The sequence below is a fragment of the Prevotella melaninogenica genome (assembly GCF_018127925.1).
In the GTDB taxonomy this organism is placed as follows: Bacteria; Bacteroidota; Bacteroidia; order Bacteroidales; family Bacteroidaceae; genus Prevotella; species Prevotella melaninogenica_C.
In genome coordinates this window covers 22,959-49,907 of sequence record NZ_CP072348.1, presented here as the reverse complement: position 1 = coordinate 49,907, position 26,949 = coordinate 22,959, and the positions used below count along the sequence as shown (strand labels likewise).

Genomic DNA, 26,949 nt, shown 5'->3' with positions numbered 1-26,949 from the left:
ACACAATAAACAGAGACAATTGGCCCCTCCCCCGAGAGGGTGTGTCAAAATGCAAATTAATAACTTGACAACTTTCAATCTATAAGTAGGATTCTTCTAAAGGCAAAGAAAAGACCATTTCTTTACTCAAAATCGAGTACAGAAATGGTCTTTTTTTATTGGATTGTTTCAAACTGTTATATTTAGGAATGGGTATTTTAGTTTTGACACACCCTCATGTCCCTAACCCTACTTACATACTTTCATTCGTTTCAAACTATATCCAATAAGGACATCCCCTCCTTTGGAGGGGCTTGGGGAGACTTTCTTTCTTACCCTGCCACTGGGCCATTCTCTTCTTTATTCTCCTTCTTCTCTGGTTTTTTCGCTGGCTCTTTCTTCCTAGCAGGATTATCTACCGACACCTCAGCAGCATGGGCAGCCTCACGCATTTTAGCTTTAGGGGTGAAGATAATCTTAGGAGTTTTGAGTGTGGCAGCTGTCACGTCCTTCATGTCGTCCATCATCTTTGGAGGGAAGTAAATGCGAAGCGAACCTAGGTCACCAAGGTCAATACTGGCACCCATCTTCAACGAACGGCACGCCATCTTGCCCAGCGTGATAAGCGTATTCATCACATCACCACGCGAGAGCGATGTCTCGTCCATAATCATGTCGCAAAGCGCATCAAGCGTCATGTGTTGGTTACTCTTGGGCACGGCATAGTACACCGTCTGCCCCTTCTTCTTCCCGATTGTTTGCTTCTTTGATTTTACTTCGAATTCTACCATAGCATTATACTTTTAAATGGTTGATAAATATGTTATTAAAACTCTTTTATATTGGTGTTCAACACTTCGTTTCAAGGGTGTTTAAGACTCTTCATCAAGGGTGTTTAACACTATTGATCAAAGGTGTTAAACACCTACAGCCAAGAGTGTTTAACACCTTTGAGACTCGTTATTCTATATTCTATTTAAATCGCCTTACGGCGGTGCTTAAGGTGTCGCCTTTTAGAGGACGACGCCTCTAAAAGGAGCAATCATAAGGACTACTCAAAAGCACCGACTCTAAAACCATTGTTGCGTTCGCGGTTTATCACAGAGAAACCGTTCATGCCGAATTCCAAATTGTACGCTTCATCTCTATGCCATGGGTGAGCACTTGACGACCAATAGTGACCGCTGAGGTTATAGCCGTCACGATCGTTCAGCTGACCAGAACTATAGCCACCCAAGGCGGGCAGGTAAAAATAATTGCCTGCATCGACTACCTCGAGGAGATCAGTAGAATAATACGCACCGGTAAAAGCTCCTCCGTAAGTTCGTCTATCGATTCCGTCAACATCGGTATTGGCATTGTATCCACTTATATATGCCTTCTTCTTAAACCACATACCACCTTGACATAAATGCCCCATATTAGTCCATAATTCAGTTCTATCCCAGTGAGGATCACCCTTTGCTACGTACCATATCATCTCGTTAACGTTAGGAAGACCTGCGCAACTCTGAGTTGCATTGAATTCACCGGAACCGCCACCCTCGTGATACCAACGATTGTAAGTATCACCGCTGCTCTGAGGGTAATCGCTGCTGGCAGACTGAGTCGGCAGCGTTGGTTGGCTGCCACCGAGATTCCATTCGTGCCCCTTCCAGTACTGTTTCTCTGCATCCCACATGTAGTAATGGTCGCCATCGTAATTCTTCACGTCAAGGTTTGCTTTCATGTCGTAGTAAGTGTTGGAAGCGTAAGCTGTGGATGGATATGTCTTGGTTATGGTGCCCTCCACATTTGTTGCCACGTCCTTTACCCAATAACGTACCCTTAAGGTATGAGTTCCTGGCTTTATTACCATGTAAGCTCCGTTAGTGGTTACGTTAGCTGCGCTGTTAGTCAGTGGGAAGCCGTTTGGATTGCTACCGCCTTTTGTTATCAAGACAATATTCTTGCCACCTGTACCTGCAGAAGCCTTCAAAGCACCCGTAGTTGTATTGACAGTGTAGGTCTCGGCTATATCATTGTCAGAACTTACCTCTACCTTAGTTAAGTAGCAGTTTTGTAGAATAGTGTTACTTGTGTAAGGCTGGAAAACCAAGTAAGCTGGCTGATGCTCCAACACGAACTCGAACTGATTCTTACCTGTTACCTTTGTAGCGGTAGCAGTACCGTAATCGCCTGCTGTGCCGAAGTGCTCGGTATTGTCCGGAGCTGTCTGGCTCTGGCTGGTCAAGATACTTACAGAGTTGCCGCCGAAGTTGTATTTGCCCAAGTAATAAACCTTATAACTGCTATGGACTATAAACTTACCTGGAACTTTATACTTAAAAGCAGCTACCTTTTGGGTTGGGGCGTTTGTACTCTTCTGTAATACGCCATCGTCGTCCTTTACGTAGATATAGTCGTCTGCTTCCCAATAGAAATTACCACTGGTGTAGTCCATTGAGGTACGGGTCTTAGCTTCTTCGCCTGCTACGAAAGTCGTTAGGTTCTTGTCGTTATCCTCATTGGGGTTCGTTGGGTTCTGTGCAACATCCTCATTAGCGCAGGATGCAAAAGCCAAGGCTACACCAAATACAAGTGCCAAGGACTTTAGTTGTGATGTGAATGAATGTCGTTTCATTGTTTGCTTCATTGTTACTTTGTTCTCTTTGTTAATAACTCTCTGTTAGTCTTCCCATGAAGATGTGTTTTCATCTTCTAAGTCTTCATCATTCCATTGACTTGCCTTAGCAGCAGCTGGACCAGTAGCATGGTTTGCCTTTCTGTGCTGACTGGGGAAAGACGTATCCATCAAATAAGTGACTTCGTTGACTTGAATTATCATACACGCTGGTGCAGAATAACTCTTCTTTACTTGCTTTTTTCTCATTACTTCATTGATTAAAATAGTTGTTATTTCGTTCTTATTTTGCTTAAAATGGAGTTCAAAAAAGGGCATAAAAAAGCGAACAAAGGAAACTCCTAGAAGTCCTTTGTTTACAGGGGTTACGGCACGCTTCGCGCGCGTATGCGAGAAGAAAAAATGTGTTATTGTACGCTAGGTGCGCATATTGTGTGTGTGTGTGTGTGTGTGTGTGTGTGTGTGTGTGTGTGTTAGCAAATTATTTGGATTGACCAAAGATAAAGTGCAAAAAGATGCAAAGAATCTGATAATTCTTTGCAGTACTTCGTTCACTTGATATGTCATTGCTAATTGTTTCACGGCGGCAAAGGTAAGAAGAATAAATTGAATGAGCAAGGAAAAGAAGAAAAAAAAGCCTCACCCCCGCGAGGATGTGTCAAAATACAAATACCATTTTTATAATCTTACAGTCTGAAACAATCCAATAAAAATAACCATTTCTGTACTCGATTTTGAGTAAAGAAATGGTCTATTCTTTGTCTTTAGAAGAATCCTACTTATAAATTGAAGGTTGTCAAGTTATTAATTTGCATTTTGACACACCCTCAGTAGATACCGAAAGGGGGTAAAGGTTTGCTAAACATAAAGAAAGAGCGTATTGAGAAGATTAAAGACTCCTTGATACGCTCTTTTAATTTAGTTTCTTTACCCCACTATTCGACTAAATAGTCAACGACTAAAGAATAATGAAGAGAGAAGACTATTTGTAATTAGCGTTCAAACTGCTCAATGCTTAAGCCACCATCTGTCAACTTTTCTAATTCAGGAACAATGCGAGTGAAATGTTCTGAACGAGCATGACGAGTTAAACAAGCCTTGTCTTCCCATGTTTCACAGAAAAGGAAAACACCAGGTTGGGTTGTACTCTCAAACAAATCGTAGCCTTTATTACCTTCATCTTTACGCGAAAGTTCTACTAATTCATCTGTAAGAGCCTTCACTTGGGCGGTAGTTACACCAGCCTTTACCTTGAGAAAAACATTTAATCTAATCATATCTTATATGTTTTTAGTTAACTAACTCTTACTTGTTCTTCTTATAGTAAGCTACAGCAGCAGCTATATTCTCCTTCACAGCACGTGATGTATAGGTAGCTCCGGTCACACCATCAATACTCTCTGCCTTTGCTGCTTTTGACAGTTTCATACCATTAAACTTTAGAAATAACCCCTGCTTCACCTTATCATAGAACTTAGGACCTTCACGATTTGGCAATGCCTCAACCTTGATAACCTTATTATTCTTGATATAAACCTCTACGGGTGTTGCACCCTTAAATCCCTTTACGTTTGGACAGAGGCTGGTTGTATTGACAACATAGGTGCCATCTGCCTGCTTGTACATTACCTTATCCTGCTGCACTGCAGCAAAAGCAACCCCTGTAGTTAGTACTGCTACAGCTGCTACTGATACAAATTGTTTTTTTAACATAACCTATTACCTTTAGTTTATCTGATAAATTCGACTGCAAAAATACGAAAAGTATAAGAGCGACGATTGCTTTTTGCATTTTTTAAGGGTTGCATATTAGCCTTATTGGGATAATAACGCTAATAAGACTAATAGTGCCTTCCTCACTATTTTCCCAACTTTCTTCTCTCTTTAGTAAATTTATTTGTACATTTGTTCCCATAAACAATCAATACCAACGATGAAATATATACTACTACCTAAACCAGATACCATTCATCAACTGCCCTTCTACTTTGCAGTAGAAGAATATGTAGCACGTCATTATACCGATGACGACTACTTTATGGGTTGGCGTGTAAACCCCACAGTTATGTTAGGACGCAATCAGTTGATTGATAATGAAGTCAATACAGACTACTGTAAAGAACACAAGATTAATATTTTCAGACGGAAAAGTGGTGGCGGATGTATCTATGCCGACAAGGGTTGCATACAATTCTCTTATATTTCATGTGCCGTCAATGCCAACGAAGCCTTTGCTGCTTATATGCAACGAATGGCAGACTTACTAAAAGGACTGAAGATTGATGCACAGTTATCGGGTCGAAATGATATTCTCATTGACGGAACAAAAGTATCGGGATGTGCTTTCTATCAACTGTCTAACCGTAGTGTTCTGCACAACTCCCTACTCTTTGATACCCAACTTGACCACCTGTCTAATGCACTCACTCCTGCAAAAGAGAAACTACAAAGCAAGGGGGTAGCGTCTGTCAGACAACGAGTGACGAATGTTGCGACCTATACACAGTTAGATATCTTGGCTTTTATGGACTATGTACGACAGGAAATGTGTGGAACTGAGGTGCTCGAACTAACGGAAGAAGACATGAAAGAAGTTGCAGAGATAGAGAAAGAACTGGCTTCTGACGAATTTGTTTATGGTAAAAATCCCAAATACTCCCTCATTCGAAAGCATCGTTTTGAAGGTGTCGGAACACTTGAAGCCCATATTGAACTAAAGAATAACATCATTGGAAGCGTCAATATGGTGGGCGATTACTTCCTTCTTGGCGATATCGACCATGATTTCCTCAGCCTACTTAAAAGCTGTGAGTTCACGAGAGAGGCGGTAGAAGAGAGGCTGGAAGACATAGATCTATCCACTATTATCCGTGGTTTGAAGCAGCGACAGTTCCTCCGTTTACTCTTCGGACGTGAGCCACACGTGATGAAACCAGCTTGGCTTAAGATTGACCTTACATCGAAGAAGTCGACTGGTGAGACGGCTGGCATCCTTGCCAAGCATCATATGAACACTATCTGTACGAGTGGACTCTGTCCAAATCGCTCGGAATGTTGGATGGCTCGTACGGCAACGCTGATGATTGGCGGTGATATCTGTACTCGAAAGTGTCGTTTCTGCAACACATTAAGTGGCAGACCTAAACTGCTCAACCCTGATGAACCACGTTGTGTAGCTGAGTCAGTGAAAGCTCTTAAACTACGTTATGCCGTCATCACCTCTGTTGACCGTGACGACCTACCCGACTATGGTGCAGCTCATTGGATAAAGACCATCGAAGAGATACGCCGTTTGAACCCCGATACAAAGATAGAACTACTTATTCCTGACTTTATGGGAAAGGCTGACCTCATACGACAAGTCATGGCAACACACCCCCACGTAGCAGGACATAACATGGAGACAGTGCGTCGCCTCACACCATCGGTGCGTTCTGTGGCACGCTATGAACGAAGTCTAGAAGTGCTGAGAGAGATAGCCAACTGTGGTATCACTGCCAAGACTGGATTTATGCTCGGCTTAGGTGAGACTCACGAAGAAATCTTAGAGACAATGGACGACATCCTTTCAACTGGTTGTCAACGCCTCACACTCGGTCAGTACCTCCAACCTACTGCCGAACACCTGCCTGTTAAAGCCTATATCACACCCGAAAAGTTTGCTGAATATAAGCGGATAGCATTAGAGAAGGGTTTTAAACATGTAGTAAGTGGACCGCTCGTCCGTTCGTCTTATCACGCTGCTGAAGGGGTTTAAGCCATTGATTAAACGATGGAAGATGTGAAGGCTCAATAAAAAAGGATGGTATTGGCCTTATTAGACCAATTAGCCCAATAAGCCCAATTACTCCTATCACCATAACAAAAAGTAGGGATGCACGCTCGTGTATCCCTACTTGCATTTAAGAAATATTTTGATTGAACTTATCTTATTCCGTAATCTGAACCGTTGCACGACGGTTGAAAGAGATTGGAGACAAGGTCTCTACTCCACCCTTACCAACAGTCGTAATCTTATTATTCTCAATACCCATCTTAACAAGTTCGCTGGCAACTACTGTTGCACGACGCTCAGACAGTTTTTGGTTGTAATCAGCAGAACCCGTTGCGCTGTCAGCATAACCTGTCACAAGAAGGTTGTTATTATTGTCCTTAGCATACTTCGCAAGTGCCTGTACGTTAACAAGGTCCTTCTGAGAAGCAATTGTAGCCTTATTGATGTCGAAGAAGACTGAAACAGGGGTTGTCACTAATTGCTTCACAGACTCTGACACAGTCTCAACTGGCTTCTGATTTGCCAATTCATTACGAAGACGTGCATTCTCTTCCTCTGCATCCTGAAGGCGTGCATTCAGTGCATCGAGAGCCGCCTGATGCTGTGTATTGATTGCTTCCATATCTGGACTCTTCTTCCAAGTACCCTTACCAATATTGAAGTTCAAACCAATTTCTGCATAAAGATTATTATCGTGTGACTCCCATCCACGACGCTCATTGTTAGCGTATGCAGCACCATCAAGGTCGCCTTCATAACGGTTCCAACCAGCTTCAAGATAGACACGCATTCCTTTGCTCACCTTCCAAGAAGATTGAAGACCTGCGCTCAGTCCCATTGCATAACGATTAGCTGACATCGAACGTCCAACACCAGCACCAGCAAAAGGAATCAGATTCCAAACACGGTTTTCATTGTAACCGCAAAGGAGGTTGCTCAAATTGAACATCACCTGCTCCTGTGCAATCCAATACTTGTTGCTGTTATCGAGCTGAGAAGCAGGATTGCTGCCAGCACCGACACGCTTACCCCAGATACCCTGTATCTTAGTACGAAGACCGATACCAGGTGTGAACCACTTACCAATAGCAAAAGCTGCACCCGGCTTTGAACGGAAGTCCTTCAAAGGACTGATTGCTGCATCACGACCATGCTCTTGGTTAGAATACCATGCGTTCCAGTCTGCACCAAGTTGTACGAACCAGTTGCTCCAAAACGAGTTGGTAGCAACACTATGCTTCTCAGTGAGAACTTCATCTTGGGCAAAACTGGTCATAGACACACCAGCTAATGCCAAAACTATCAATAACTTTTTCATAATCTTATTATTTAACGATCTTAACCTATTCTGCTCCTTGACTGCTGACTGTGTTTACCAGCAATACAAAGCCTGTTCACAAAGATAATAATTAAAATCTATCATAGTCGCTTTTTTCTAAAAAATACAATTTATTTAACGTTGAACATCAATATTAAACCCAAATCTCTAAGTTTGCAATATGAATTGCAATAAATAAAGATATTGCATCGAATAGTTCCCTTATCAAAGCTGCATGGACCAGATAGAATGCTTAGTCTTCGAGACTATTTAGAGATTTGAATTAATGAAAAAGTTAATCTGTTATTATGCCTTTCTATCTTCTTATTCTATCTTTCTGCTTTGTCTTTTCAGAGTTATTCTGTCTAAATGCTATATTTCTTTTAGATTTCCTTGCCAGTTCTAAAAAGATGTCTTACCTTTGCGGCCGTGAAACAATTAGCAATGACATATCCAGCCAATCCAGCGCAGCAAAGAAACTTTGATTTCTTTGCCTTTTTTAGTGCTTTATATTTGGTAGTTTCAGATATTTTGCTAACACACACACACACACACACACACACAGGCGCACCTAGCGTTTAATCATACCTTTTTTCTTTCATCCTACGCGCGCGCGAAGCGTGGCGTAACCGTTGTAAACAAAGGACTTCACAGAGTTTCCTTTGTTCGCTTTTTTGTGCCCGTTTGCAAGCTGTCAAGAAAGCAAAATAAGAACGTTTTAGGTACTGATTTTACCACAATAATTCATTGTAATTCTCTAGTAATAGTTTGTTTTCTCTCGTTGATTTCTCGGGCAGGCAGTGGTAATACACTGTCTGCCTGTAGAGGGGGAGAGAACGAACGGTTAGGAGGGAGAGATGACAAGTTTATCAGGATGTATATAATAAAAGGTGAGCAATGAAGCCACATAATAGAGAGTAGATAACAACTATTTTTAATCAAAACAAAAAAGCAATGAGAAAGAAACAAGAAAAGAAGGATTATTCTGCACCACGTTGCACGATAATTCAAGTGAATGAAACTAGTTATTTAATGGATACATCCATGCCTGGCCAGCATAAGAAGGCAAATCATGGTACTGGACCTGCCAGTGCGAAATCAGCCCCAGCTTGGCAAGAAGACAATGAAGAGACATGGAACAGCCCTTCTTGGGAAGACTAGTAAAATGAGAGTTATAATCACAAATTAGAAAAAGTAATGATGAAAACAAAACAATTATTTAAGACACGTTTATTCTCCCTTGCAGCACTTTTCAGTATAGCACTAGCAGGCGTCTCTTGTGCCAACGAAGACATCGCACAGAATGGCAAGGATGGAGAGAACAGCAAAGGCTTTGCAACCTTTGTTGCAGATGCACCAACACAGACTCGCACCTCAATCGATTATGCAACAGGCGATTTCTATTGGGAAGAGGGCGATAAGATATACGTAAAGGACGACGACGGCACGATGCAAGTAAGTAATGCCGTAGATGCAGCTCATGCACATTCAGCTTCGTTCAAGTTCAAAGTTCCTGGAAAATTCGGAGCAAGCGCAACTTATAAGGTTTACTATCTCGGCAAGAATGGTGGCGGTAATCAAGTAACGATTCCAACAGCCCAGACCCAAACAAAGCCGAATGCAACCGATCACCTTGGCGATTCTGGCGACTACGGTACAGCCACGGCAACAGGTACTTTAGGCGGTAGCATCTTTAGCTTCCAGTTAGAACATCAGCCAGCTTACCTCGTCTTCCAGCCTTACACAAGCAACGCAGTATTGAAGAACTGCTACTTGACCAAAATTGAAGTAAATTCAGATGACGATATTGCGGAAACCTACACTATCGATCCTAGCACAGGAAACTTGAATAGTTCAGCAGGTAGCAAACAAATTATCTTAACTACAAAAGACCCCGCAGCAGGCAGCACTAACGAGAAAGGTTTCGCTTTCACCAATGCAGCCTCTATCTCTACAGCTGATAAGGTTTACATGCTCATCAAACCAGGTGCACATACGCTTAAGGTTCGTTATTGGGTAAAGGACTACGACACTAATGTAGAAGGAACTATCACCAAAGTCTTGCCATCATTCAATTACGACAAGAACACTTACTACGACATGACAGCCAATCTCAACGTAAAGGATTACGACGGTGACCATTACTATATGTGGGATGCACAGGATCAATACTGGAAGGGGCACGAATGGGATCACAGTGGTAGCCAGCCAACACTTAGTCAAGGTCTTACAGGTGCAACAACCTCAAATGATTACGCTAAGAGTAACGCAGACTCTCGTTACTACAACGAGTATATCCCAGGTCATGGCGTAAGCAATCCAGCTACTCACACCCCATGCAAAGACCTTCCTAACGCTAACGAGATGTCTTGGTATTGTATGTACGGCGATCCACGTTGGGACGCAGACGAATTATGGGCCACTATGGGTCATTTATATAAAGGAGGCATGTGGTTTAAGAAGAAGTCTGTGTTGCAGGCAGAGAATCATTACGACCCTGAGAAATCCGCTGATGGTTCAACAGACTTACGTACAACAGTGAAGTTCTACACCAACACCAGCAGTAGTATCAATTCAGGTGTTCCTTCCGCAGCCGATGCCGGTAATTACTTCTACCTGCCCGTCTTGGGTCGCTACCTCTCTAATCAGCTGAATGCCGTTGGTATCTTCGCCAATTATTGGTCATCTAGTGCTCTTCCGGCGTACCCTGTCCAAGCGTATTTCCTGGAGTTCTTCAGCGGTTTCGTTCAAGTGCACTACGTCTCCCGCGACTACGGGTGCAGAGTCGGGAAGTTTGAGTAGCCCTAAAAGCCTCACCTCAGCCCTCTTTTGCAGAGAGTGTGTGCCTAACGAGATAAGTGGGAGTTTGTCGCCACATTCAATAGAATGTACAGGATATGAAGTTAGGTAAATGGGGGGATGGGATACAGAAAAAATTTCCTACGTTCGGAAGAAAATTTATATACGGTTCCCCATAAATTTATATACGGTTAGAAATTTATGGGGAAGCGGTTAGAAATAAATTTATATCAAATAAAAATTTTCGGCTAACCGTATATAATTTTTTCTTTGACCTTTGGGTTTTGAATTTTGACCTTTGAATATTGTTTTTTTTTGAGCATTAAGAAGTGCTGCAAAGTGCAGTGCGATAATAATTAATAATTTAAATCTTATAACCACATGAAAATCAAAATGGTTCAGCGGAAAAATCCGCAAAAGAAATCGGAAGTGAAGTATTATGCTAGTCCTGTCAATGCTGGTAAGAAGAATTTGCGAGATATTGCGCACGACATTGCGGGGCGTTCTTCACTCACACATGGTGACATCGAAAACGTGCTGTCAAACTTTATGGATTGTCTGCCTCATTACCTCCGCGATGGTTTTAGTGTGCAGTTGGGCGAGTTCGGCACGATGCGCTTGACACTTTCAAGCGAGGGGGCTGCGACAGTAAAGGCTTTTAAGACCGAAACGATCAAACCACGCGTAACGTTTACACCGGGCGTGGAACTAAAAGCCGCTTTGCGCGAAAACTCGTATGAGACGGTGAAGGAGGAAAACTCCAGTTCAAAACCTTCTCATAAAGACAAGGGAAGTGGAGAGAATCCTGGACCTGTGCCAGAGGACTAAAAGGAGGGTTGCCTGTTAGGCAAAGATAAACAAAAAAGGAGGGTGTGTCAAAATTGATACCCCTCTTTTTTTATCCCCCTTTACTTTGTCTGTCACATAATTCGTTATTTACTGCAGCTATGCTGCTAATTTCAAATAAAATTGTTTGTTGGGCTTCAAATAGCCTATGTGAACTTCTATATAGCATCTAAAGTTGACTAAAAGTACCTCCATAAGGGCTTTTAGTTCCTTAAGTTTGTTTGTTTGCACATTTTTCCTATGTTAAACGCAATGGCAAAGAAGGCAAAGTCCATATTGACCTTGTCTTTTCCAAAATGTCTAAACCGCTTGTAGGTCATCTTCTGCAATATCCTTATCAGTTTTTTGAGGAAAAAGAATCATTTGCTTGTGTATGTAAGAGCGAAAGTGTACCTTTGTCATAATTAGTTTTTTTGTATGCCTAAAGGTACAAAACTTTAGGAAATAACAAAGCCCTGGCTTGAGAAAGTCGGGGCTTTGTGCAAAAAAGAGAGGGTATCAATTTTGACACACCCCCAATAAAACCAATTATCATCAAAGACTATCAACTATCGAAAAGATGTTCAATATCTGGCTGCTTCATAATCGCAATTACCAGTTCACCAGAAGGCGTATAGTTGACATTACTACAAGCAAAGAGTTCGTTGACAATATTATCCATTTCCATACTACTCAGCACCTGACCTTGTGGTATGGCTGCATTACGTGCAAGACTCAATGCCAGTGCTTGATCGATTTCTTCCTTCGCACTCGTTCCGCTCTCCATTGCCGAAGCTACCATGTCATTGATAAGCGCAACGACATTCAGTCCTTCTATACCTGCAGGAACACCGTTAACAGCATAACTACCACCACCAAGGCTATCGAGTTGGAAGCCCATCTCTGCCATTTCAGGCAGGATCTGGTCGAGAACAACTTGGTCGGAGACGGAGAATTGGACCATCTCAGGGAAGAGTACTTTCTGGGAATGTACTTTATGTTCAGACAGCTGGCGCAAATACTCCTCATAGAGAATACGAATATGTGCGCGATGCTGGTCAATAATCATAAGTCCCGACTTCACAGCTGTCATGATATAACAGCCCTTATACTGATAATGAGAGGGTGCCTTGTCTTCTATCAACGACTCTGCTGCGGACTGTGTAGCTGCAGAAGGGATGATAGTCCCTTCCTCAATGGTATCGCTTACAGAACTCAAGCTACTGCTTATCATCTCATCCTCACGCTGTTCAAAAAGTTTTGACTGACGAATTTCACCACCAGTACCCAAGTCAGCATAGAGTTCTTCCCATCCATCTGGAACTGAAGACTTAGCAGGTTGAGATGTCTGCTTGAAAGGGTTATAAGCAGGATTGAAGTCTACCTTTGGTGCAGACATTCCTATATTAGGATTGAACACAGGAATATCAGGTTTCCCCTCCGTATCAAAGTCAATAGCAGGAATATCATTAAAGCGTCCTACAGCCTCCTTTACAGCTGCAAGTAGAATCTGCCAAATAGCCTGTTCGTTCTCAAACTTTATCTCAGTCTTTGTCGGATGAATATTCACATCGATATTCTCTGCTGGTACATCGAAATAAAGAAAGTAAGGAACCTGCTCTCCTTGTGGGATAAGTCGGTTGAAAGCCGTGATGACTGCCTTATGAAAATAAGGATGTTTCATATAGCGGTCGTTGACGAAGAAATACTGATGAGGTGCTTTCTTACGTGCAGACTCTGGCTTACCAACAAAGCCATGGATATGACAAAGGCTCGTATCAACATCTATCGGCAGAAGATCCTGATTGAGACGCTTACCAAAAACCTCCACAATGCGCTGACGATAGCTACAAGCACGCAGACTAAAAAGTTCTGTACCATTGCTGTGCAGCGTGAAGGATATCTGTGGATAAACCAATACGATGCGCTCAAAAGCTGTAATGATATTATTGAGTTCGGTAGTATTCGACTTCAAAAACTTACGTCGAGCAGGTACGTTGAAGAAGAGATTCTCTACCAAGAAATTACTTCCCACAGGACAAGAGCAAGGCTCCTGACCCATAAAACGACTGCCAGCAATAGACAGGTGTGTACCCAAATCCTCGCTCTCCATACGAGTCTTTAACTCTATCTGAGCCACCGCAGCAATAGAAGCCAATGCCTCTCCACGGAAACCCATCGTACGAAGAGAGAAGAGGTCATCAGCCTTACGAATCTTAGAAGTGGCATGACGCTCAAAAGAAAGGCGTGCATCCGTCTCTGACATACCCTTTCCATCATCGATTACCTGAATAGAAGTGCGGCCAGCATCTACCACCAACACATCAATATGCGTTGCTCCAGCATCAATGGCATTCTCCACCAACTCCTTAATAACCGAAGCTGGACGCTGGATAACCTCACCAGCTGCAATCTGGTTGGCTACACTATCTGGTAAAAGTTGTATGATATCACTCATGAATGATTCTATAAAGCAATGAATAAAAATAAGGTAAGAAGAGCAATGACACCTGCAGAAAGAATCAACGACACCCACATTGCCGTAAAACGATTACCTCTATGGCGCAACACTTCAGGCTTCAGCGAACCACTGATTTTGCGCTGTAGTTCCTCCCGATACTTACCCTCAGGCACCTCTTCACCATTCAACTCATGCCGAGCACGCTGCTCTATATCATTGAGCAGTTCCTTACGTTCGTCCACATACATATATTCATGATGGAAACGACGGGGGCGTGATGATTGGAAGAATAGCATTATTATTGTGGAGTATTACTTAATAAAACGTCAAATGGGTCTGTATATAAGACCCAAAGACGTCATTCTATTTGCTGACGAGGTGGTAAAGACACTCGCGAATTACGTACGGTTGCACTCGTCTTACGTGGTGCAAGTCGGAAGATATCGTTCTTATCCTTAGGTCGTGCCTCATCGAAAAGTTCAAAGCGAGGCAGTGTCAACTTGTCTGGTGGTATCTGTGTCATCGGACTAATAACGCCATTCGACTTTGACATCCATATCTTCTGTAGCTTTCGAACAGGTGAGATAAACATCCGAAGCGTATCTGTTTCTGTATAATTATGCCCAATAAGCGTACTATCCTTATCGGTATGATAGAAGACTACTTCCACATTTCCCCACGCATCAACACGACGAACAGCACCATTGACAAAGTCAGCACGCATGTCATTAGAGGATATCTGGTTGTAGTATTTGGGTTCAGGAAGCTTTTCAATAGAGAAAGCATTGCCATACACAAACGCCTGACGGATGGTTGAGTCGTTCATATATGCCTTAATAGAATCGCCCACCAACTGACGTGTACCACTCCACACGATTGGATAATCATACATTGTTAGACAAGAATCCTTGGTGTTAGCTACCATAAAACCACATACCGCTTGCACGTCCGTACGATAGGCACGAACATTATTCACACCATATATCTCACGATACATCTGTGGAGTATTCATATGAAATCCCTTCATACTAATAGTATCAGCATGAACAAAGAGCGTGTCACCTTGTGAGAAGTCTTTTGCAACAGGTCCAGGATTACCACCAAAGGCTATCGCTGCGGAATCAGTATAATGTAGGTAGTCGCCATAGAAAGCGTGCTTACCCTTGTAGTCGATGTAATAAACGTTTCCTTCACCAGTTCCCTCATGTGTATTACTATTGTAGGTAAGGTCACGACCAGTAATGGTGCGCTGCTTTAACTTGTCGACAATCTTCACATTTCCACGTCCTGCACTATAACCAGTCTTGGCATTGTAAGTCACTTCATCACCTGTAATAACACGCTGTGCCTTACGGTCATCTATCTTAACATTACCACGTGCGTTACTATGACCAGTCTTCTCGTTATAGAACACATCCTGACCGATGATAGTGCGGTTGTTTGCCTTGTCGACTATCTTCACATTACCATGACCTTCTGCTTCTCCTGTTGAACTGTTATAGACAATATTATCGCCTTCAACATCCTGCTTTGGGGAAGTGATAGTAGAGCGTCCATTAAGCTCCATCTGGTCGGTCTTGCTATTATAAGTACCATCATTGGTATGTACAACTTCGCCCTTGGCAGTCTTGATAACCGACTTACCAATAACATGAACAAGACCCGTTTCAGTATTACCATGCGCCTCTGGTGTTGTAATGCGATACTTCGGCGTAAACATCACAACGTTACCAAAGAAGTTGGCATCATGCGTTTCCGTATTGTAATCACCCTGATCGGCAACCACCGTGTTACCATTGTAAACCAATGTACCACGTCCTCCGAAGTAGTTAGCCACCTTAGAGGCTGTGTTATAGTCCAAGCTATCACAACGGAGAGAGCGACCAGGTTCTCTTACTACCACCTTACCGCGTGCATGAACCATTTGTCCAAAGCCATCATAATGTAAGCGTTGGCAGTCAAGGTTCACTCCGCCAGGGCGAGTGATATGTACACGGCTGAAAGCTTTGAACCAATTAGACTTCTCATTGAAATAAGCACTATCGCACTTAAGTGTCATACCCTTATATCGGAAACGAACATCGCCTTTAGCAATCATCACATCAGGCATTTCCAACTGGTTATGACGCAGATTGTCGGCATGGTCAATATAGAACTTATCTCCTTTCTTCTCCGTTGTATTCTGTGCTCGGAGCGACTGGGATTGCCATAGCCCAAACAGGCATAGAATCATAGTAATCAAGATTCTATGCCCGCAAAATATGTTTTTATACTTGTTGTTTATTGTCATTTAAGCCAACCTTCGTATTGGAAATTACAACTTCTATAACGAGGATTAATCCTCACATAGGTCTCCTTTACCTTCTTTACAACCCAATCATGCAGTACTTCCTTTCTGCGCTTAGCTGTAACAATATCGCGCATCGTCTGGAAGTCTTCTGTTATCGTTGCTCGGTGTTCAGGGATACGTGCTTTCAACTTCACTATAGCACAAACAACCTTACCACGAGCATTAACCATTTGGAATGGCATTGAGACCTCGCCAACCTTCATTGTATCAACGACACGAGCCACCTCTGTTGGCAGTTCCTTCATCTTAAAGCGTGAAGTACGACTGTTCTCTACAGAGTTAACCATCAATCCATGATTGTTCTTCGTATCTTTATCATCTGAAAGATAAGCCGTTGCATCCTCGAATGTAAACTTACCACTCTTGATATCCTTACCAATAGAATCCAAACGCTCCTTAGCTGCATCGATAGAAGCTATTGAAACATTTGGCTTCAAGAGGATATGACGGACATTAACCTTATCACCACGACGGTCAATAAGTTGGATAATGTGGTAGCCAAACTCACTCTCAACAACCTTTGAAATCTTCTTTGGGTCAGTAAGATTAAAGGCTGCAGCAGCAAATGCAGGGTCGAGTACACCACGTCCCATATAACCTAACTCGCCACCTTGACGAGCAGAACCTGGGTCTTCTGAGTAAAGACGTGCCAATGTAGCAAAAGAAGTCTCGCCCTTCGTCACACGGTCAGTATAGTCACGCAGTTGGTTTTTAATACGATTTATCTCCTCTGTTTCAATCTTTGGAGTCTGCGTAAGTATCTCTACTTCAACCGTTGTTGGAATCATTGGAATACTATCCACTGGCAACTTCTTAAAGTATTCGCGTACCTCAGCAGGGGAAACAGCCACGTCATTAACCAGATTCTGCTGTACCTTCTGTACAAGTAAACGGTTCTTATAATCGTCATGCAGGTCTTGGCGGATCTGTGTCATACTCTTATTCTGGAACGCTTCGAGCTTCTCCTTTGAGCCAATCTGTGGAAGAGAAATCCAGTAATTAATCTGATCATCTATACCACGTGCAATCTCTGACTCGCTCACCTCAACACTATCGAGGGCTGCCTGATGGAGGAAAAGCTTTTGAACAGCTATCTGTTCAGGTAGAATACACTCAGGGTCGCCATCCCATTTCGTACCTTCAGCCTCGCTTTGCAGTCTCATTATCTCAACTTCAGACTTCAAGATAGGTTCATCACCAACTACCCAAATAACCTCATCAACAACACTGTTTGGCTTATCTACGGCAGCAGTCTCAGTCTTTACAGAGTCTGACAGAGCAACAGGACCGCTTGCACGAAATGCACCTGCATGCAAACCCATTGCTGTAAGAACTGTTCCTGCAAGCAGGACTATTGTCTTTCCTTTATTTATTTTCATTGAAATGCTGTATTATCTTAATGCTTATTGACTGTTGAAAGAACCTTCTTATCAACAACTACTTTATACTTTTTGCGCAATGCTTCTACCCATGCCTTCTCAAGTTCCTCCTGATAGTTGGAAACAACAAGGTCGCGTACATCTTCCATACCCTCTGGAGCCTTTATCTTCTTACCGAACACGGCATCAATAGGATATCCATTAACTGGTTTCACAGTCGTCTTCGCACCGAAAACATCACGGTCTACCAGCGCATTATCCCCCTTTCGGAAGATACCTTTCTCCACACGAATACGGATAGTATTGTCAGCATTGAACTTATCACGCAGTTTCTCTGCCCACTGATTGAAAGGTACATTCCTCACACATACCTTCACAGCCTCAACATCTTCCTTTGTTTTCACGTGATAGGCAATACCCTTAAAACGTGGTTCAGTCCACTTATATTGTTTTTTATGCTTACGGAAATAGGCTTCAAGTGCCTTTTCATCCTTAGCAGCCTTATCCCAAACCTCACGGTTACTCATTTCAATCATCAGTAAACCATCATGATACTCACGGATAAGATTTTTCATGCTTGCATCTTTCTCCTCCAAAGAAGCAAGTTTTCTGTCGAGCAGTTGATTCTGTGTGACCGTCTTGCCCTCACTCTCTACAATAGAATCGAGTTTCTGATCAATAATCTGCTCACGCAAACCTTGCATCTCGATATACTGCATGATATCTGGACGAAGTGTTTCATAAGTTGGGAAACTCTCACGACCACCCATCTTAATGATATGATAACCAAAAGGAGAAAGTACAGGAGCACTTATCTCACCTGGCTTCAAAGCAAACAGAGCCTTCTCAAACTCAGGTACTGTCTGTCCTTTCTGAAGATGTAACAACTGCCCACCGTTCATGGCAGAGTTAACATCTGTGGAATATTTCTTAGCCAGTTCAGCAAAATCTGCACCACCACGAAGAGCGTTATAGAGAGAGTCTGCCAACTGCTTTGCTGCTTCTGCAGCTTCCTTATCAGCATTCTGATACAAACCGATGAGGATATGTGCGCAGTTCCACATACCTCCATTAGCCTCTACCTGCTGCTGAGCTTCACGATAAAGTTTATGTCCTTCCGCCTCAACATCAGCATCTGTGATGAAAGTTGGGCGTACCTGCTGGTTACGATAGCTGAGGAACTCCTTTTTAAAAGAGCTGAGCGTATCAAGCTGCGCATCGAGTGCAGCCTGTACCTTTAGTTTGTAATTGATAAAGAGGTCGACATACTCATCCACACTCTTCTTATCAATCACACCATCAGCGTTATTCTTATTATACGAATACTCAAATTCCGAACGGCTCACCGGCTGTCCGTTAATAGTCATTATCGTTGGGTCAGTCTGCCCATATGCCATTGTCGTTGAAAGCAAGAGGGCTGACAGAATTACTTTGAATTTCATTATTATTCTTTTAACGCAGGGACCCTCTCCCCTGAAAAACAGGAAAGAGGGCGAATGATTTATCGTCTTTTATATTATTCTGGACGCGAATAGTTTGGTGCCTCACTGGTAATTGAAATATCATGTGGATGACTCTCCAATACACCAGCATTGGTGATGCGGGTAAACTTAGCATTATGCAAGTCTTTGATAGAAGCCGCACCACAATATCCCATACCTGAGCGAAGACCACCGACAAGCTGATAGATAACTTCCTGAACAGTTCCCTTGTAAGGAACACGACCAGCAATACCCTCTGGGACGAGCTTCTTAACATCGCCTACATCATTCTGGAAGTAACGGTCACGTGAACCATTCTTCTGCTCCATAGCCTCCAATGAGCCCATACCACGATAGCTCTTGAACTTACGTCCGTTGAAGATAATTGTATCACCAGGTGACTCTTCTGTACCAGCAACCAATGAACCTACCATCACGCTGCTACCACCTGCTGCCAATGCCTTAACAACATCGCCTGAGTAACGTAAACCACCATCAGCAATCAATGGCACACCAGTACCTTCCAATGCCTTGCAAACATCATAAATAGCACTCAGCTGTGGCACACCAACACCTGCAACAACACGTGTTGTACAGATAGAACCAGGACCGATACCTACCTTAACTGCATCAGCACCATTGTCGACCAAGAACTTAGCAGCCTCACCAGTTGCAATGTTACCCACAACAACATCAAGGTTAGGGAAGGCAGCCTTCACATCATGCAGCTTGCCAATCACACCGGCAGAGTGTCCGTGAGCAGTGTCAATAACGATAGCATCAACACCAGCAGCAACAAGTGCCTGTGCGCGCTCCATCGTATCAGCAGTCACACCAACACCAGCAGCAACACGAAGACGACCCTTCTCATCCTTACATGCCATAGGCTTATCCTTGGCTTTGGTAATATCTTTATAAGTAATCAAACCAACGAGACGATTCTCACGGTCGACTACTGGTAATTTCTCAATCTTATTCTCTTGCAAAATATGCGCAGCTGCAGTAAGATCAGTTTGCTGATGAGTTGTAACAAGATTCTCCTTAGTCATCACATCATCAATGAGCTTATCCAAATGACGTTCGAAACGAAGGTCACGATTGGTAACAATACCCACGAGATGATTCTCCTCATCTACTACAGGAATACCACCGATATGGTAGTCTGCCATCATCTCAAGCGCATCTTTCACTGTACGACCCTTACGGATAGTAACTGGATCATAAATCATACCATTTTCAGCTCGCTTCACAATAGCCACCTGACGTGCCTGGTCTTCGATGCTCATATTCTTATGAATAACACCGATACCACCTTCACGCGCAATCGCAATCGCCATAGAACTCTCCGTAACGGTGTCCATAGCTGCTGTAACGAAAGGTACATTAAGATCAATGTTACGTGAAAACTTGGTTTTCAAGACCACCTCTTTAGGCAGTACTTCTGAATAAGCCGGAATTAAAAGGACGTCATCGTAGGTTAAGCCGTCCATCGTGATTTTGTCTGCAACAAATGATGACATAATTGTATTTTAGAAATTTATTGCATGCAAATTTAGCAATTTAAAATCAAACAGACTGGCTTTTTCCAGTTTTTCTCACACCTTATTAAAAGTATTTAATATTTATTCCTCAACATATTCCCTGCTTTTCGCCAGTAACTATAAAACACTAAGTACAAATCCACACTTTACAAAAGTCTATACATCGACAATAATCTCCTCATTATCAATCAATAATAAGCAAATATAGATTATATCAATTAGTACATAGATTTTATCTGTTGTGGTAGATTGAAAAACCCACTAACTTTGCACTCGTAAACAAGAAACAACAACTTAAAAACATATTCAAGATGAAAAAATTAGAAGTATTAGGATTAAACGAAAAGAAAGTAGAGAACATAGTAAATGAACTTTCAGTTTTGCTGGCAGATTTTCAGGTATTCTACAGCAACCTCCGTAATTTCCACTGGAACGTAAAGGGACATGGTTTCTTTGTATTGCATAGCAAGTATGAGGAACTTTACAACGATGCAGCAGAGAAGGTTGATGAGGTAGCAGAGCGTATCCTTCAGTTGGGCAGTACACCAGAGAGCCGTTTCAGTGTATATCTGCAAACATCTGAAATCAAAGAGGCTGACGTTGTTAGTTGCAGCAAAGAAGCTCTCGACTTGCTTCTCGATTACTACAAGACACTGATTGCTCGTGAGCGTAGAATCATTGACCTTGCTACTGAGGCACACGATGACACAACAGTTTCATTGATGAATGACTTCCTCGTTGGTCAGGAAAAGACTGTTTGGATGCTCGTTGCTGTTAGCTCGCAGAGTTGCGCTGAATAATACAGAAACATTATCATATATAAGTAAGGGGCTGAGTCAAGCTTGAAGACAAATCATTGTCTCAGCCTCTACCAATTATAGACATAGATAGCTGTATTCTATGCATACAGTTGAGAATATCTCACATGAGCATAGAACTTATTAAGATTAGGAAAAAGACTGATTATCAACACAAAACAAGTATTGATATATAAAATAGTATAAAAGATAGTCATTCTCTATTGCTTTATAAGATATAACCGCTATCTTTACTATTGAGATTTTAAATTATTAACTTAAACGTATTTAAGATGAAAAGATTAGAAGTATTGAGTTTAGACGAGAAGAAGGTACAGGGCGTAGTAAATGAACTTTCAGTTTTGCTGGCAGACTTCCAGGTGTTCTACAGCAACCTCCGCAACTTCCACTGGAACGTGAAGGGACATGGTTTCTTTGTAATGCACAGTAAGTATGAGGAACTTTACAACGATGCAGCAGAGAAGGTTGATGAGGTTGCAGAGCGTATCCTTCAGTTGGGCAGTACACCAGAGAGCCGTTTCAGTATATATCTGCAAACATCTGAAATCAAAGAGGCTGACGTTGTTAGTTGCAGCAAAGAAGCTCTCGACTTGCTTCTCGATTACTACAAGACACTGATTGCTCGTGAGCGTAGAATCATTGACCTTGCTACTGAGGCACACGATGACACAACAGTTTCATTGATGAATGACTTCCTCGTTGGTCAGGAAAAGACTGTTTGGATGCTCGTTGCTGTTAGCTCACAGAGTTGCGCTGAGTAATTCATTATACTATAATAAATAGCCAAGAGGCTGAATCAGAAGTGAGAATGCACATTATGTGCATCTATCAGAGGACTTTAGTAAAGGATTCACAACACTTGCAATCCCTCATTATTAGCCACTGATTACTATCTGATTCAGCCTCTTTCTTGTTTTGTTTACCTACAAGTAAAAGTTTTTCCCCAAAAACTTTCCAGTAAACACTTCTTATGTTAGTTCACTCTCTTTAGCTTACAGCATTCTTTATAATAACTGTAACGGCTCTATTTTTTCATCCTCAACGATTATATTATCGCTCCGCACATGTCGTGCTAATGCTCCGCACATATCGTGCTGTTGGTAAACACCAATGGTGCTAAGCATTAAATACCTTACAATGTACGATTAAAACAAAGCCAACTTATTACTTATCACCTGTGTAACTATCCAACAACCAAAGCAAAACGAAGTCCTAAAGCATTCGCAATCTGCATAAAAGTAGAAAGCTGCATATCACTGTTTCCACGCTCAATATTTGAGATATACTCTCGCTTCTTACCTATCTTATCAGCCAACTGTTGCTGGGTCATCTTCTGCTGCTTGCGCTGTTCCTTAAGCAGTTCTGCATAATAGTAAGCCTTGGCACGTGCCTCAAACTCTTCGCGTTCAGGCGATCCAAGTTCCCCATATTTCTCTGTTAAGTGCTCAGAAGAGGTACGTAACTTTGCTAACTTTTTTTCATCTAACTTTATCATATCTTATTCCTCCATATAATTTTCCAACAATCTATAAGCCTTGCTTATCTCACGTTTATATTGTTTCGTATCTTTCTTTAAGAAAGAATTAAGATACAAGATCTTTGTTGCTTGCATAAAACTGGGAGCATTCACCGCAAACAGAATTGTGCGATACTCATTACTACCCAAGGAAATACGTGCCTCATAAAGATCTGTATTCTCTAAATGCTTCACATAATTCTTCTTTACGACATCTTGTGTTTTAATAATATGCTCCACATAATCGTATTTCTCTTTAGTTTTTGAATCTAAGCCTGCATAATAGGCTTCATACTCTGGCGAGTAGATGACTTCTCTTACAACTTTATCCATAAGCAAAGGTAATAAATAGATTACATATATCCAAATAAATGGAACAAATTAATTACATTATTAAGATTTATGATAGAATTACGGTTAACAATAAATAGATTAAGACTCAGAGGTTTGTATTCAGATCATAGATTAAGAAAATCTCTATTATATGCTGCAGGGACACACGAGCTGTGTATCCCTACAGATAAAGAGCTATACACCCATTATTAATGATGTATTGTATTAGTTAGCCATTTCTGACAAGAACTTAATGCGTACAAGACGAATTTCTTCTTCGCTATAGTCGCTATCTAATTCTTCCATTGCAGCATCAAGACTATCTGTCTCGCTATCCATAAAGTAGTCGTAGATATCATCTATCTGGTCCTCATCATACACATCCTCAAAAAAGTAGTCTATATTGAGTTTTGTTCCACTATAGACGATCTCCTCGATCTTTGTCAATAGGTCATCGAAATCGAGTCCCTCTGCTGTGGCAATATCATCAAGCGGTAACTTTCGATCGATACTCTGAATTATCTTTACCTTCTGCATAGACTTCTTTGCAACAGTTCTAACGCGTAGTTCTTCTGGTCGCTCAATGTTATTCTCCTCGCAATGTTGCTTTATCAACTCACAAAACTCTTTACCATAACGCTTCGCCTTACCAGCACCAACGCCTTGGATATTTTGTAACTCTTGCTCATTGATAGGATACATCATTGCCATCTGCTCTAAAGAAACATCTTGGAAGATAACATAAGGAGGAATCTCTAACTTATGTGCTATCTTCTTACGAAGGTTCTTCAGCATGGAGAAGAGTTCTGGATCAAGGACCGCTGTACCCATCATTGGCTCATCATCCTCGTCCTCCTCCTTAAATTCGGTATCCATGACTATCATAAACGACTCTGGCGACTTTAAGAAACGTTTACCTGCAGAGGTCAACTTTAACAAACCGTAGTTCTCTACATCCTTCTTAAGATAACCTGCTAAGAGTGCTTGGCGTACTACTGGGTTCCAAATCTTTGGATTCTCATCTTCGCCCTCGCCGAAATCGTCTAACTCATCATGCTTATGATCTTTCTGATCGTCGGTAGCTCTGCCACGTACGAAGTCGATAACATACTCTTGACGGAAATTCTCCTTCAACGTTTTCACTGCTTGAAGGATAATAAGAAGTTGCTTCTGTGCTTCAATCTTCGTCTTTGGATGAAGACAGTTATCACACATAGCACAGTTACACTTTGGATAGTCCTCACCAAAGTAATGTAACAACATCTTCCGACGGCAGACAGATGATTCTGCATAAGCTTCTGTCTCTTGCAACAACTGACGCCCGATATCTTGTTCTGCAACAGGCTTTCCCTCCATAAACTTCTCCAGTTTATTAAGGTCTTTCTTAGAATAGAACACAACACAGATACCTTCCTCGCCATCGCGCCCTGCTCGTCCTGTTTCCTGATAATAGCCTTCAAGACTCTTCGGGATATCATAATGTATAACAAAGCGTACATCTGGCTTGTCAATACCCATACCAAAGGCTATGGTTGCCACAATAATATCCAACTCTTCCATGAGGAAGTCGTCCTGCGTCTTAGAGCGTGTCTCAGAATCAAGTCCTGCATGATAAGGAGCTGCCTTGATATCATTAGCTTGCAAGATAGCAGCCAACTCCTCCACCTTCTTACGCGAAAGACAATAGATAATACCACTCTTACCTGTATGCTGCTTGATGAACTTGATGATCTGCTTATTCGTATCGTCATCACTCTTCTTCGGACGTACCTCATAATAAAGGTTTGGACGATTGAAAGAACTTTTGAACTCGGCACAATCCTCAATACCTAAGCTACGCACAATGTCCGTACGCACCTTATCGGTAGCCGTTGCTGTCAAAGCAATAACTGGCGCAGTACCAATCGTTTCGATAGCACAACGAATCTTACGGTACTCTGGGCGGAAATCATGTCCCCACTCCGAGATACAATGTGCCTCATCAATGGCGTAGAAACTAATCTTTACTGACTTCAAGAACTCTATATTCTCTTCCTTGTTCAAGGACTCTGGAGCAACGTAGAGCAGTTTTGTACGACCAGAAACGATGTCTGCACGTACCTGATCGATTTCAGCTTTCTTCAAGGAAGAGTTGAGATAATGTGCTACACCATCCTCCTCGCTGATTCCATTGATGACGTCTACTTGGTTCTTCATCAATGCAATGAGCGGAGAAACGACAATCGCCGTTCCCTCCATAATCAATGAAGGAAGTTGATAGCAAAGACTCTTTCCACCACCTGTAGGCATCAGTACGAAAGTATCGTGTCCGTCAAGAAGATTACGGATAATAGCCTCCTGGTCGCCTTTGAATTTATCAAAGCCAAAATAGTGTTTTAGTTTTTCGGTAAGATTGACTTCTTGTGTCATGTTAATAGCTGGGTATATTCCGATCCTTTACGGTTTCTGTAGAAATTACACAGCCTACTGACGCGAAGGGTTCTTCACATCAGTAGGCTGTATATATAGGTTTTATGAGACTGTATTCGATTTCTGAATATGAGCCTTATCAAGTTGTTGACGAACGTATTCTTCCGTCACCTCAAATGACTTTATGCGTCGTGAAGGTACGTCGAACATAGCATCCATCATCACAGCCTCAACGATTGAACGCAATCCACGGGCTCCAAGCTTATACTCTACACCCTTATCTACGATGTAATCAAGTGCTGCTTCACTGAAAGTTAGCTCAATGCCATCCATCTTGAACAACTTAATATACTGCTTCACGATAGAGTTCTTAGGCTCAACAAGAATCTTACGCAATGCCTCACGGTCAAGCGGATTAAGATAGGTAAGCACTGGTAAACGACCAATAATCTCAGGAATAAGACCGAATGACTTCAAGTCTTGAGGAAGGACATACTTCATCAAGTCGTTCTTATCTATCTTCGCAACGTTCTGCACAGAGTTGTAACCAACTGTGTGCGTATTCATTCGCTGTGCTATCTTACGCTCGATACCATCGAATGCACCACCACAGATGAAAAGGATGTTGCGAGTATCAACGTGAATGTAATCTTGATCAGGATGCTTACGACCACCCTTTGGCGGTACGTTAACCATTGTTCCCTCCAAGAGTTTCAGTAAACCCTGCTGTACACCCTCACCGCTTACATCACGGGTGATGCTTGGATTATCGCTCTTACGTGCAATCTTATCAATCTCGTCGATAAAGACAATACCACGCTCAGCTGCTGGCACGTCATAATTGGCAACCTGCAAAAGACGTGAGAGGATACTCTCAACGTCCTCGCCTACGTATCCAGCTTCTGTGAATACGGTTGCATCAACAATCGTGAAAGGCACATCAAGGAGTTTAGCTATGGTGCGAGCAAGCAATGTCTTACCCGTACCCGTAGAGCCAACCATGATGATATTGCTCTTCTCAATCTCTACACCATCATCGTCCTTTGGCTGTTGTAAACGCTTATAATGGTTATAAACAGCCACAGCAAGATAGCGTTTTGCCTCATCCTGACCAATGATATATTCGTCAAGATACTGCTTAATTTCCTTTGGTTTAGGAACCTTCTTGAGTTTGAAAGCCTCACCATCGCCACTCTGACCCTGTGCCAATGCACCTGTCTGCATGACGATATTATAAGCCTGCTGTGCACATTCCTCACAGATATAGCCGTTCAAGCCTGTGATAAGGAGTTTTACTTCCTTCTCACCCCGACCACAAAAACTACATTTCTTTTGGGGCATT

The 26,949-nt window shown here is 42.2% G+C and carries 22 protein-coding genes and 1 pseudogene; 6 read left to right on the top strand and 17 right to left on the bottom strand.

Annotated features, from left to right (window positions below; genetic code table 11):
* Positions 1–311: 311 nt before the first annotated feature.
* The 5 genes from J4861_RS05715 to J4861_RS05695 all read right to left on the bottom strand — a co-directional run bounded on the left by J4861_RS05715 (position 312) and on the right by J4861_RS05695 (position 4,315).
* Complete coding sequence (locus J4861_RS05715) at positions 312–770, bottom strand: HU family DNA-binding protein (protein WP_211817196.1); 459 nt, start codon at positions 768–770, stop codon at positions 312–314.
* A gap of 260 nt (positions 771–1,030) precedes the next feature.
* On the bottom strand, positions 1,031–2,614 hold the full coding sequence (locus J4861_RS05710; protein ID WP_211817195.1) for a hypothetical protein: 1,584 nt from the start codon (positions 2,612–2,614) through the stop codon (positions 1,031–1,033).
* Between the two features lie 33 nt (positions 2,615–2,647).
* Positions 2,648–2,851 carry a hypothetical protein gene (locus tag J4861_RS05705; RefSeq protein ID WP_249110873.1) on the bottom strand — a complete coding sequence of 68 codons (204 nt, stop codon included), beginning with the start codon at positions 2,849–2,851 and terminating at the stop codon, positions 2,648–2,650.
* Between the two features lie 743 nt (positions 2,852–3,594).
* On the bottom strand, positions 3,595–3,879 hold the full coding sequence (locus tag J4861_RS05700) for a putative quinol monooxygenase (RefSeq protein WP_211817193.1): 285 nt from the start codon (positions 3,877–3,879) through the stop codon (positions 3,595–3,597).
* A 28-nt stretch (positions 3,880–3,907) separates the two neighbouring features.
* Entirely contained in the window at positions 3,908–4,315 is a 408-nt protein-coding gene (locus J4861_RS05695; protein WP_211817192.1) for an FMN-binding protein, read from the bottom strand.
* Positions 4,316–4,535: 220 nt separating this feature from the next.
* Between J4861_RS05695 and lplA the strand changes: the two genes are divergently transcribed.
* The gene (gene lplA / locus J4861_RS05690; protein WP_211817191.1) at positions 4,536–6,359 is read left to right on the top strand and encodes a bifunctional lipoate--protein ligase/lipoyl synthase; all 1,824 of its coding nucleotides are present in this window, start codon (positions 4,536–4,538) and stop codon (positions 6,357–6,359) included.
* 172 nt (positions 6,360–6,531) lie between these two features.
* Here the strand turns inward: lplA and J4861_RS05685 are convergent, their stop codons facing one another.
* Positions 6,532–7,695, bottom strand: coding sequence for an OmpA family protein (locus J4861_RS05685; protein ID WP_211817190.1), 1,164 nt, complete (start codon positions 7,693–7,695; stop codon positions 6,532–6,534).
* Positions 7,696–8,649: 954 nt separating this feature from the next.
* Between J4861_RS05685 and J4861_RS05680 the strand changes: the two genes are divergently transcribed.
* From J4861_RS05680 to J4861_RS05670, 3 genes are all read left to right on the top strand, one after another.
* Entirely contained in the window at positions 8,650–8,856 is a 207-nt protein-coding gene (locus J4861_RS05680; protein WP_249110872.1) for a hypothetical protein, read from the top strand.
* A gap of 36 nt (positions 8,857–8,892) precedes the next feature.
* On the top strand, positions 8,893–10,497 hold the full coding sequence (locus J4861_RS05675) for a hypothetical protein (protein WP_211817189.1): 1,605 nt from the start codon (positions 8,893–8,895) through the stop codon (positions 10,495–10,497).
* A 378-nt stretch (positions 10,498–10,875) separates the two neighbouring features.
* The gene (locus J4861_RS05670) at positions 10,876–11,322 is read left to right on the top strand and encodes an HU family DNA-binding protein (protein ID WP_211817188.1); all 447 of its coding nucleotides are present in this window, start codon (positions 10,876–10,878) and stop codon (positions 11,320–11,322) included.
* A 117-nt stretch (positions 11,323–11,439) separates the two neighbouring features.
* On the opposite strand, the pseudogene J4861_RS05665 reads toward J4861_RS05670, so the two are convergent.
* From J4861_RS05665 to guaB, 7 genes and pseudogenes are all read right to left on the bottom strand, one after another.
* Positions 11,440–11,660: pseudogene (locus J4861_RS05665) on the bottom strand (transposase); the annotation flags it as partial.
* A gap of 224 nt (positions 11,661–11,884) precedes the next feature.
* Positions 11,885–13,777 (bottom strand): DNA mismatch repair endonuclease MutL, encoded by a 1,893-nt coding sequence (gene mutL / locus J4861_RS05660; protein WP_211817187.1) that lies wholly within the window; start codon positions 13,775–13,777, stop codon positions 11,885–11,887.
* A gap of 8 nt (positions 13,778–13,785) precedes the next feature.
* A complete protein-coding gene (locus J4861_RS05655; RefSeq protein WP_211817186.1) occupies positions 13,786–14,076 on the bottom strand; it encodes a ubiquitin carboxyl-hydrolase in 291 nt (96 codons plus the stop codon).
* 62 nt (positions 14,077–14,138) lie between these two features.
* Positions 14,139–16,013: an OstA-like protein gene (locus tag J4861_RS05650; RefSeq protein ID WP_211817751.1), complete on the bottom strand. Its 1,875-nt coding sequence runs from the start codon at positions 16,011–16,013 to the stop codon at positions 14,139–14,141.
* A gap of 53 nt (positions 16,014–16,066) precedes the next feature.
* Positions 16,067–17,509 carry a peptidylprolyl isomerase gene (locus J4861_RS05645; RefSeq protein ID WP_211817185.1) on the bottom strand — a complete coding sequence of 481 codons (1,443 nt, stop codon included), beginning with the start codon at positions 17,507–17,509 and terminating at the stop codon, positions 16,067–16,069.
* Between the two features lie 17 nt (positions 17,510–17,526).
* A complete protein-coding gene (locus J4861_RS05640; RefSeq protein WP_211817184.1) occupies positions 17,527–18,951 on the bottom strand; it encodes a peptidylprolyl isomerase in 1,425 nt (474 codons plus the stop codon).
* A gap of 74 nt (positions 18,952–19,025) precedes the next feature.
* On the bottom strand, positions 19,026–20,510 hold the full coding sequence (gene guaB, locus J4861_RS05635) for an IMP dehydrogenase (RefSeq protein WP_211817183.1): 1,485 nt from the start codon (positions 20,508–20,510) through the stop codon (positions 19,026–19,028).
* A gap of 332 nt (positions 20,511–20,842) precedes the next feature.
* Between guaB and J4861_RS05630 the strand changes: the two genes are divergently transcribed.
* Entirely contained in the window at positions 20,843–21,331 is a 489-nt protein-coding gene (locus J4861_RS05630; RefSeq protein ID WP_211817182.1) for a Dps family protein, read from the top strand.
* A 290-nt stretch (positions 21,332–21,621) separates the two neighbouring features.
* On the top strand, positions 21,622–22,110 hold the full coding sequence (locus J4861_RS05625; protein ID WP_211817181.1) for a Dps family protein: 489 nt from the start codon (positions 21,622–21,624) through the stop codon (positions 22,108–22,110).
* Between the two features lie 422 nt (positions 22,111–22,532).
* Here J4861_RS05625 and J4861_RS05620 read toward each other — a convergent pair whose 3' ends face one another.
* The 4 genes from J4861_RS05620 to clpX all read right to left on the bottom strand — a co-directional run bounded on the left by J4861_RS05620 (position 22,533) and on the right by clpX (position 26,948).
* On the bottom strand, positions 22,533–22,844 hold the full coding sequence (locus tag J4861_RS05620) for a helix-turn-helix domain-containing protein (RefSeq protein WP_211817180.1): 312 nt from the start codon (positions 22,842–22,844) through the stop codon (positions 22,533–22,535).
* A gap of 3 nt (positions 22,845–22,847) precedes the next feature.
* Complete coding sequence (locus tag J4861_RS05615) at positions 22,848–23,198, bottom strand: type II toxin-antitoxin system RelE/ParE family toxin (RefSeq protein WP_036924972.1); 351 nt, start codon at positions 23,196–23,198, stop codon at positions 22,848–22,850.
* 225 nt (positions 23,199–23,423) lie between these two features.
* A complete protein-coding gene (gene recQ / locus J4861_RS05610; protein ID WP_211817179.1) occupies positions 23,424–25,607 on the bottom strand; it encodes a DNA helicase RecQ in 2,184 nt (727 codons plus the stop codon).
* 102 nt (positions 25,608–25,709) lie between these two features.
* The gene (gene clpX, locus J4861_RS05605) at positions 25,710–26,948 is read right to left on the bottom strand and encodes an ATP-dependent Clp protease ATP-binding subunit ClpX (RefSeq protein WP_211817178.1); all 1,239 of its coding nucleotides are present in this window, start codon (positions 26,946–26,948) and stop codon (positions 25,710–25,712) included.
* Between the last annotated feature and the right edge of the window lies 1 nt (position 26,949).

Coding starts and splice junctions, on each gene's coding strand:
- J4861_RS05620 (WP_211817180.1), bottom strand. CDS start 22,844: ATGATAAAGTTAGATGAAAAAAAGTTAGCAAAGTTACGTACCTCTTCT.
- J4861_RS05650 (WP_211817751.1), bottom strand. CDS start 16,013: ATGATTCTATGCCTGTTTGGGCTATGGCAATCCCAGTCGCTCCGAGCA.
- J4861_RS05655 (WP_211817186.1), bottom strand. CDS start 14,076: ATGCTATTCTTCCAATCATCACGCCCCCGTCGTTTCCATCATGAATAT.
- J4861_RS05630 (WP_211817182.1), top strand. CDS start 20,843: ATGAAAAAATTAGAAGTATTAGGATTAAACGAAAAGAAAGTAGAGAAC.
- guaB (WP_211817183.1), bottom strand. CDS start 20,510: ATGTCATCATTTGTTGCAGACAAAATCACGATGGACGGCTTAACCTAC.
- J4861_RS05685 (WP_211817190.1), bottom strand. CDS start 7,695: ATGAAAAAGTTATTGATAGTTTTGGCATTAGCTGGTGTGTCTATGACC.
- J4861_RS05705 (WP_249110873.1), bottom strand. CDS start 2,851: ATGAGAAAAAAGCAAGTAAAGAAGAGTTATTCTGCACCAGCGTGTATG.
- mutL (WP_211817187.1), bottom strand. CDS start 13,777: ATGAGTGATATCATACAACTTTTACCAGATAGTGTAGCCAACCAGATT.
- J4861_RS05675 (WP_211817189.1), top strand. CDS start 8,893: ATGATGAAAACAAAACAATTATTTAAGACACGTTTATTCTCCCTTGCA.
- J4861_RS05715 (WP_211817196.1), bottom strand. CDS start 770: ATGGTAGAATTCGAAGTAAAATCAAAGAAGCAAACAATCGGGAAGAAG.
- lplA (WP_211817191.1), top strand. CDS start 4,536: ATGAAATATATACTACTACCTAAACCAGATACCATTCATCAACTGCCC.
- J4861_RS05700 (WP_211817193.1), bottom strand. CDS start 3,879: ATGATTAGATTAAATGTTTTTCTCAAGGTAAAGGCTGGTGTAACTACC.
- J4861_RS05695 (WP_211817192.1), bottom strand. CDS start 4,315: ATGTTAAAAAAACAATTTGTATCAGTAGCAGCTGTAGCAGTACTAACT.
- J4861_RS05645 (WP_211817185.1), bottom strand. CDS start 17,509: ATGAAAATAAATAAAGGAAAGACAATAGTCCTGCTTGCAGGAACAGTT.
- J4861_RS05615 (WP_036924972.1), bottom strand. CDS start 23,198: ATGGATAAAGTTGTAAGAGAAGTCATCTACTCGCCAGAGTATGAAGCC.
- clpX (WP_211817178.1), bottom strand. CDS start 26,948: ATGCCCCAAAAGAAATGTAGTTTTTGTGGTCGGGGTGAGAAGGAAGTA.
- J4861_RS05670 (WP_211817188.1), top strand. CDS start 10,876: ATGAAAATCAAAATGGTTCAGCGGAAAAATCCGCAAAAGAAATCGGAA.
- recQ (WP_211817179.1), bottom strand. CDS start 25,607: ATGACACAAGAAGTCAATCTTACCGAAAAACTAAAACACTATTTTGGC.
- J4861_RS05640 (WP_211817184.1), bottom strand. CDS start 18,951: ATGAAATTCAAAGTAATTCTGTCAGCCCTCTTGCTTTCAACGACAATG.
- J4861_RS05680 (WP_249110872.1), top strand. CDS start 8,650: ATGAGAAAGAAACAAGAAAAGAAGGATTATTCTGCACCACGTTGCACG.
- J4861_RS05710 (WP_211817195.1), bottom strand. CDS start 2,614: ATGAAGCAAACAATGAAACGACATTCATTCACATCACAACTAAAGTCC.
- J4861_RS05625 (WP_211817181.1), top strand. CDS start 21,622: ATGAAAAGATTAGAAGTATTGAGTTTAGACGAGAAGAAGGTACAGGGC.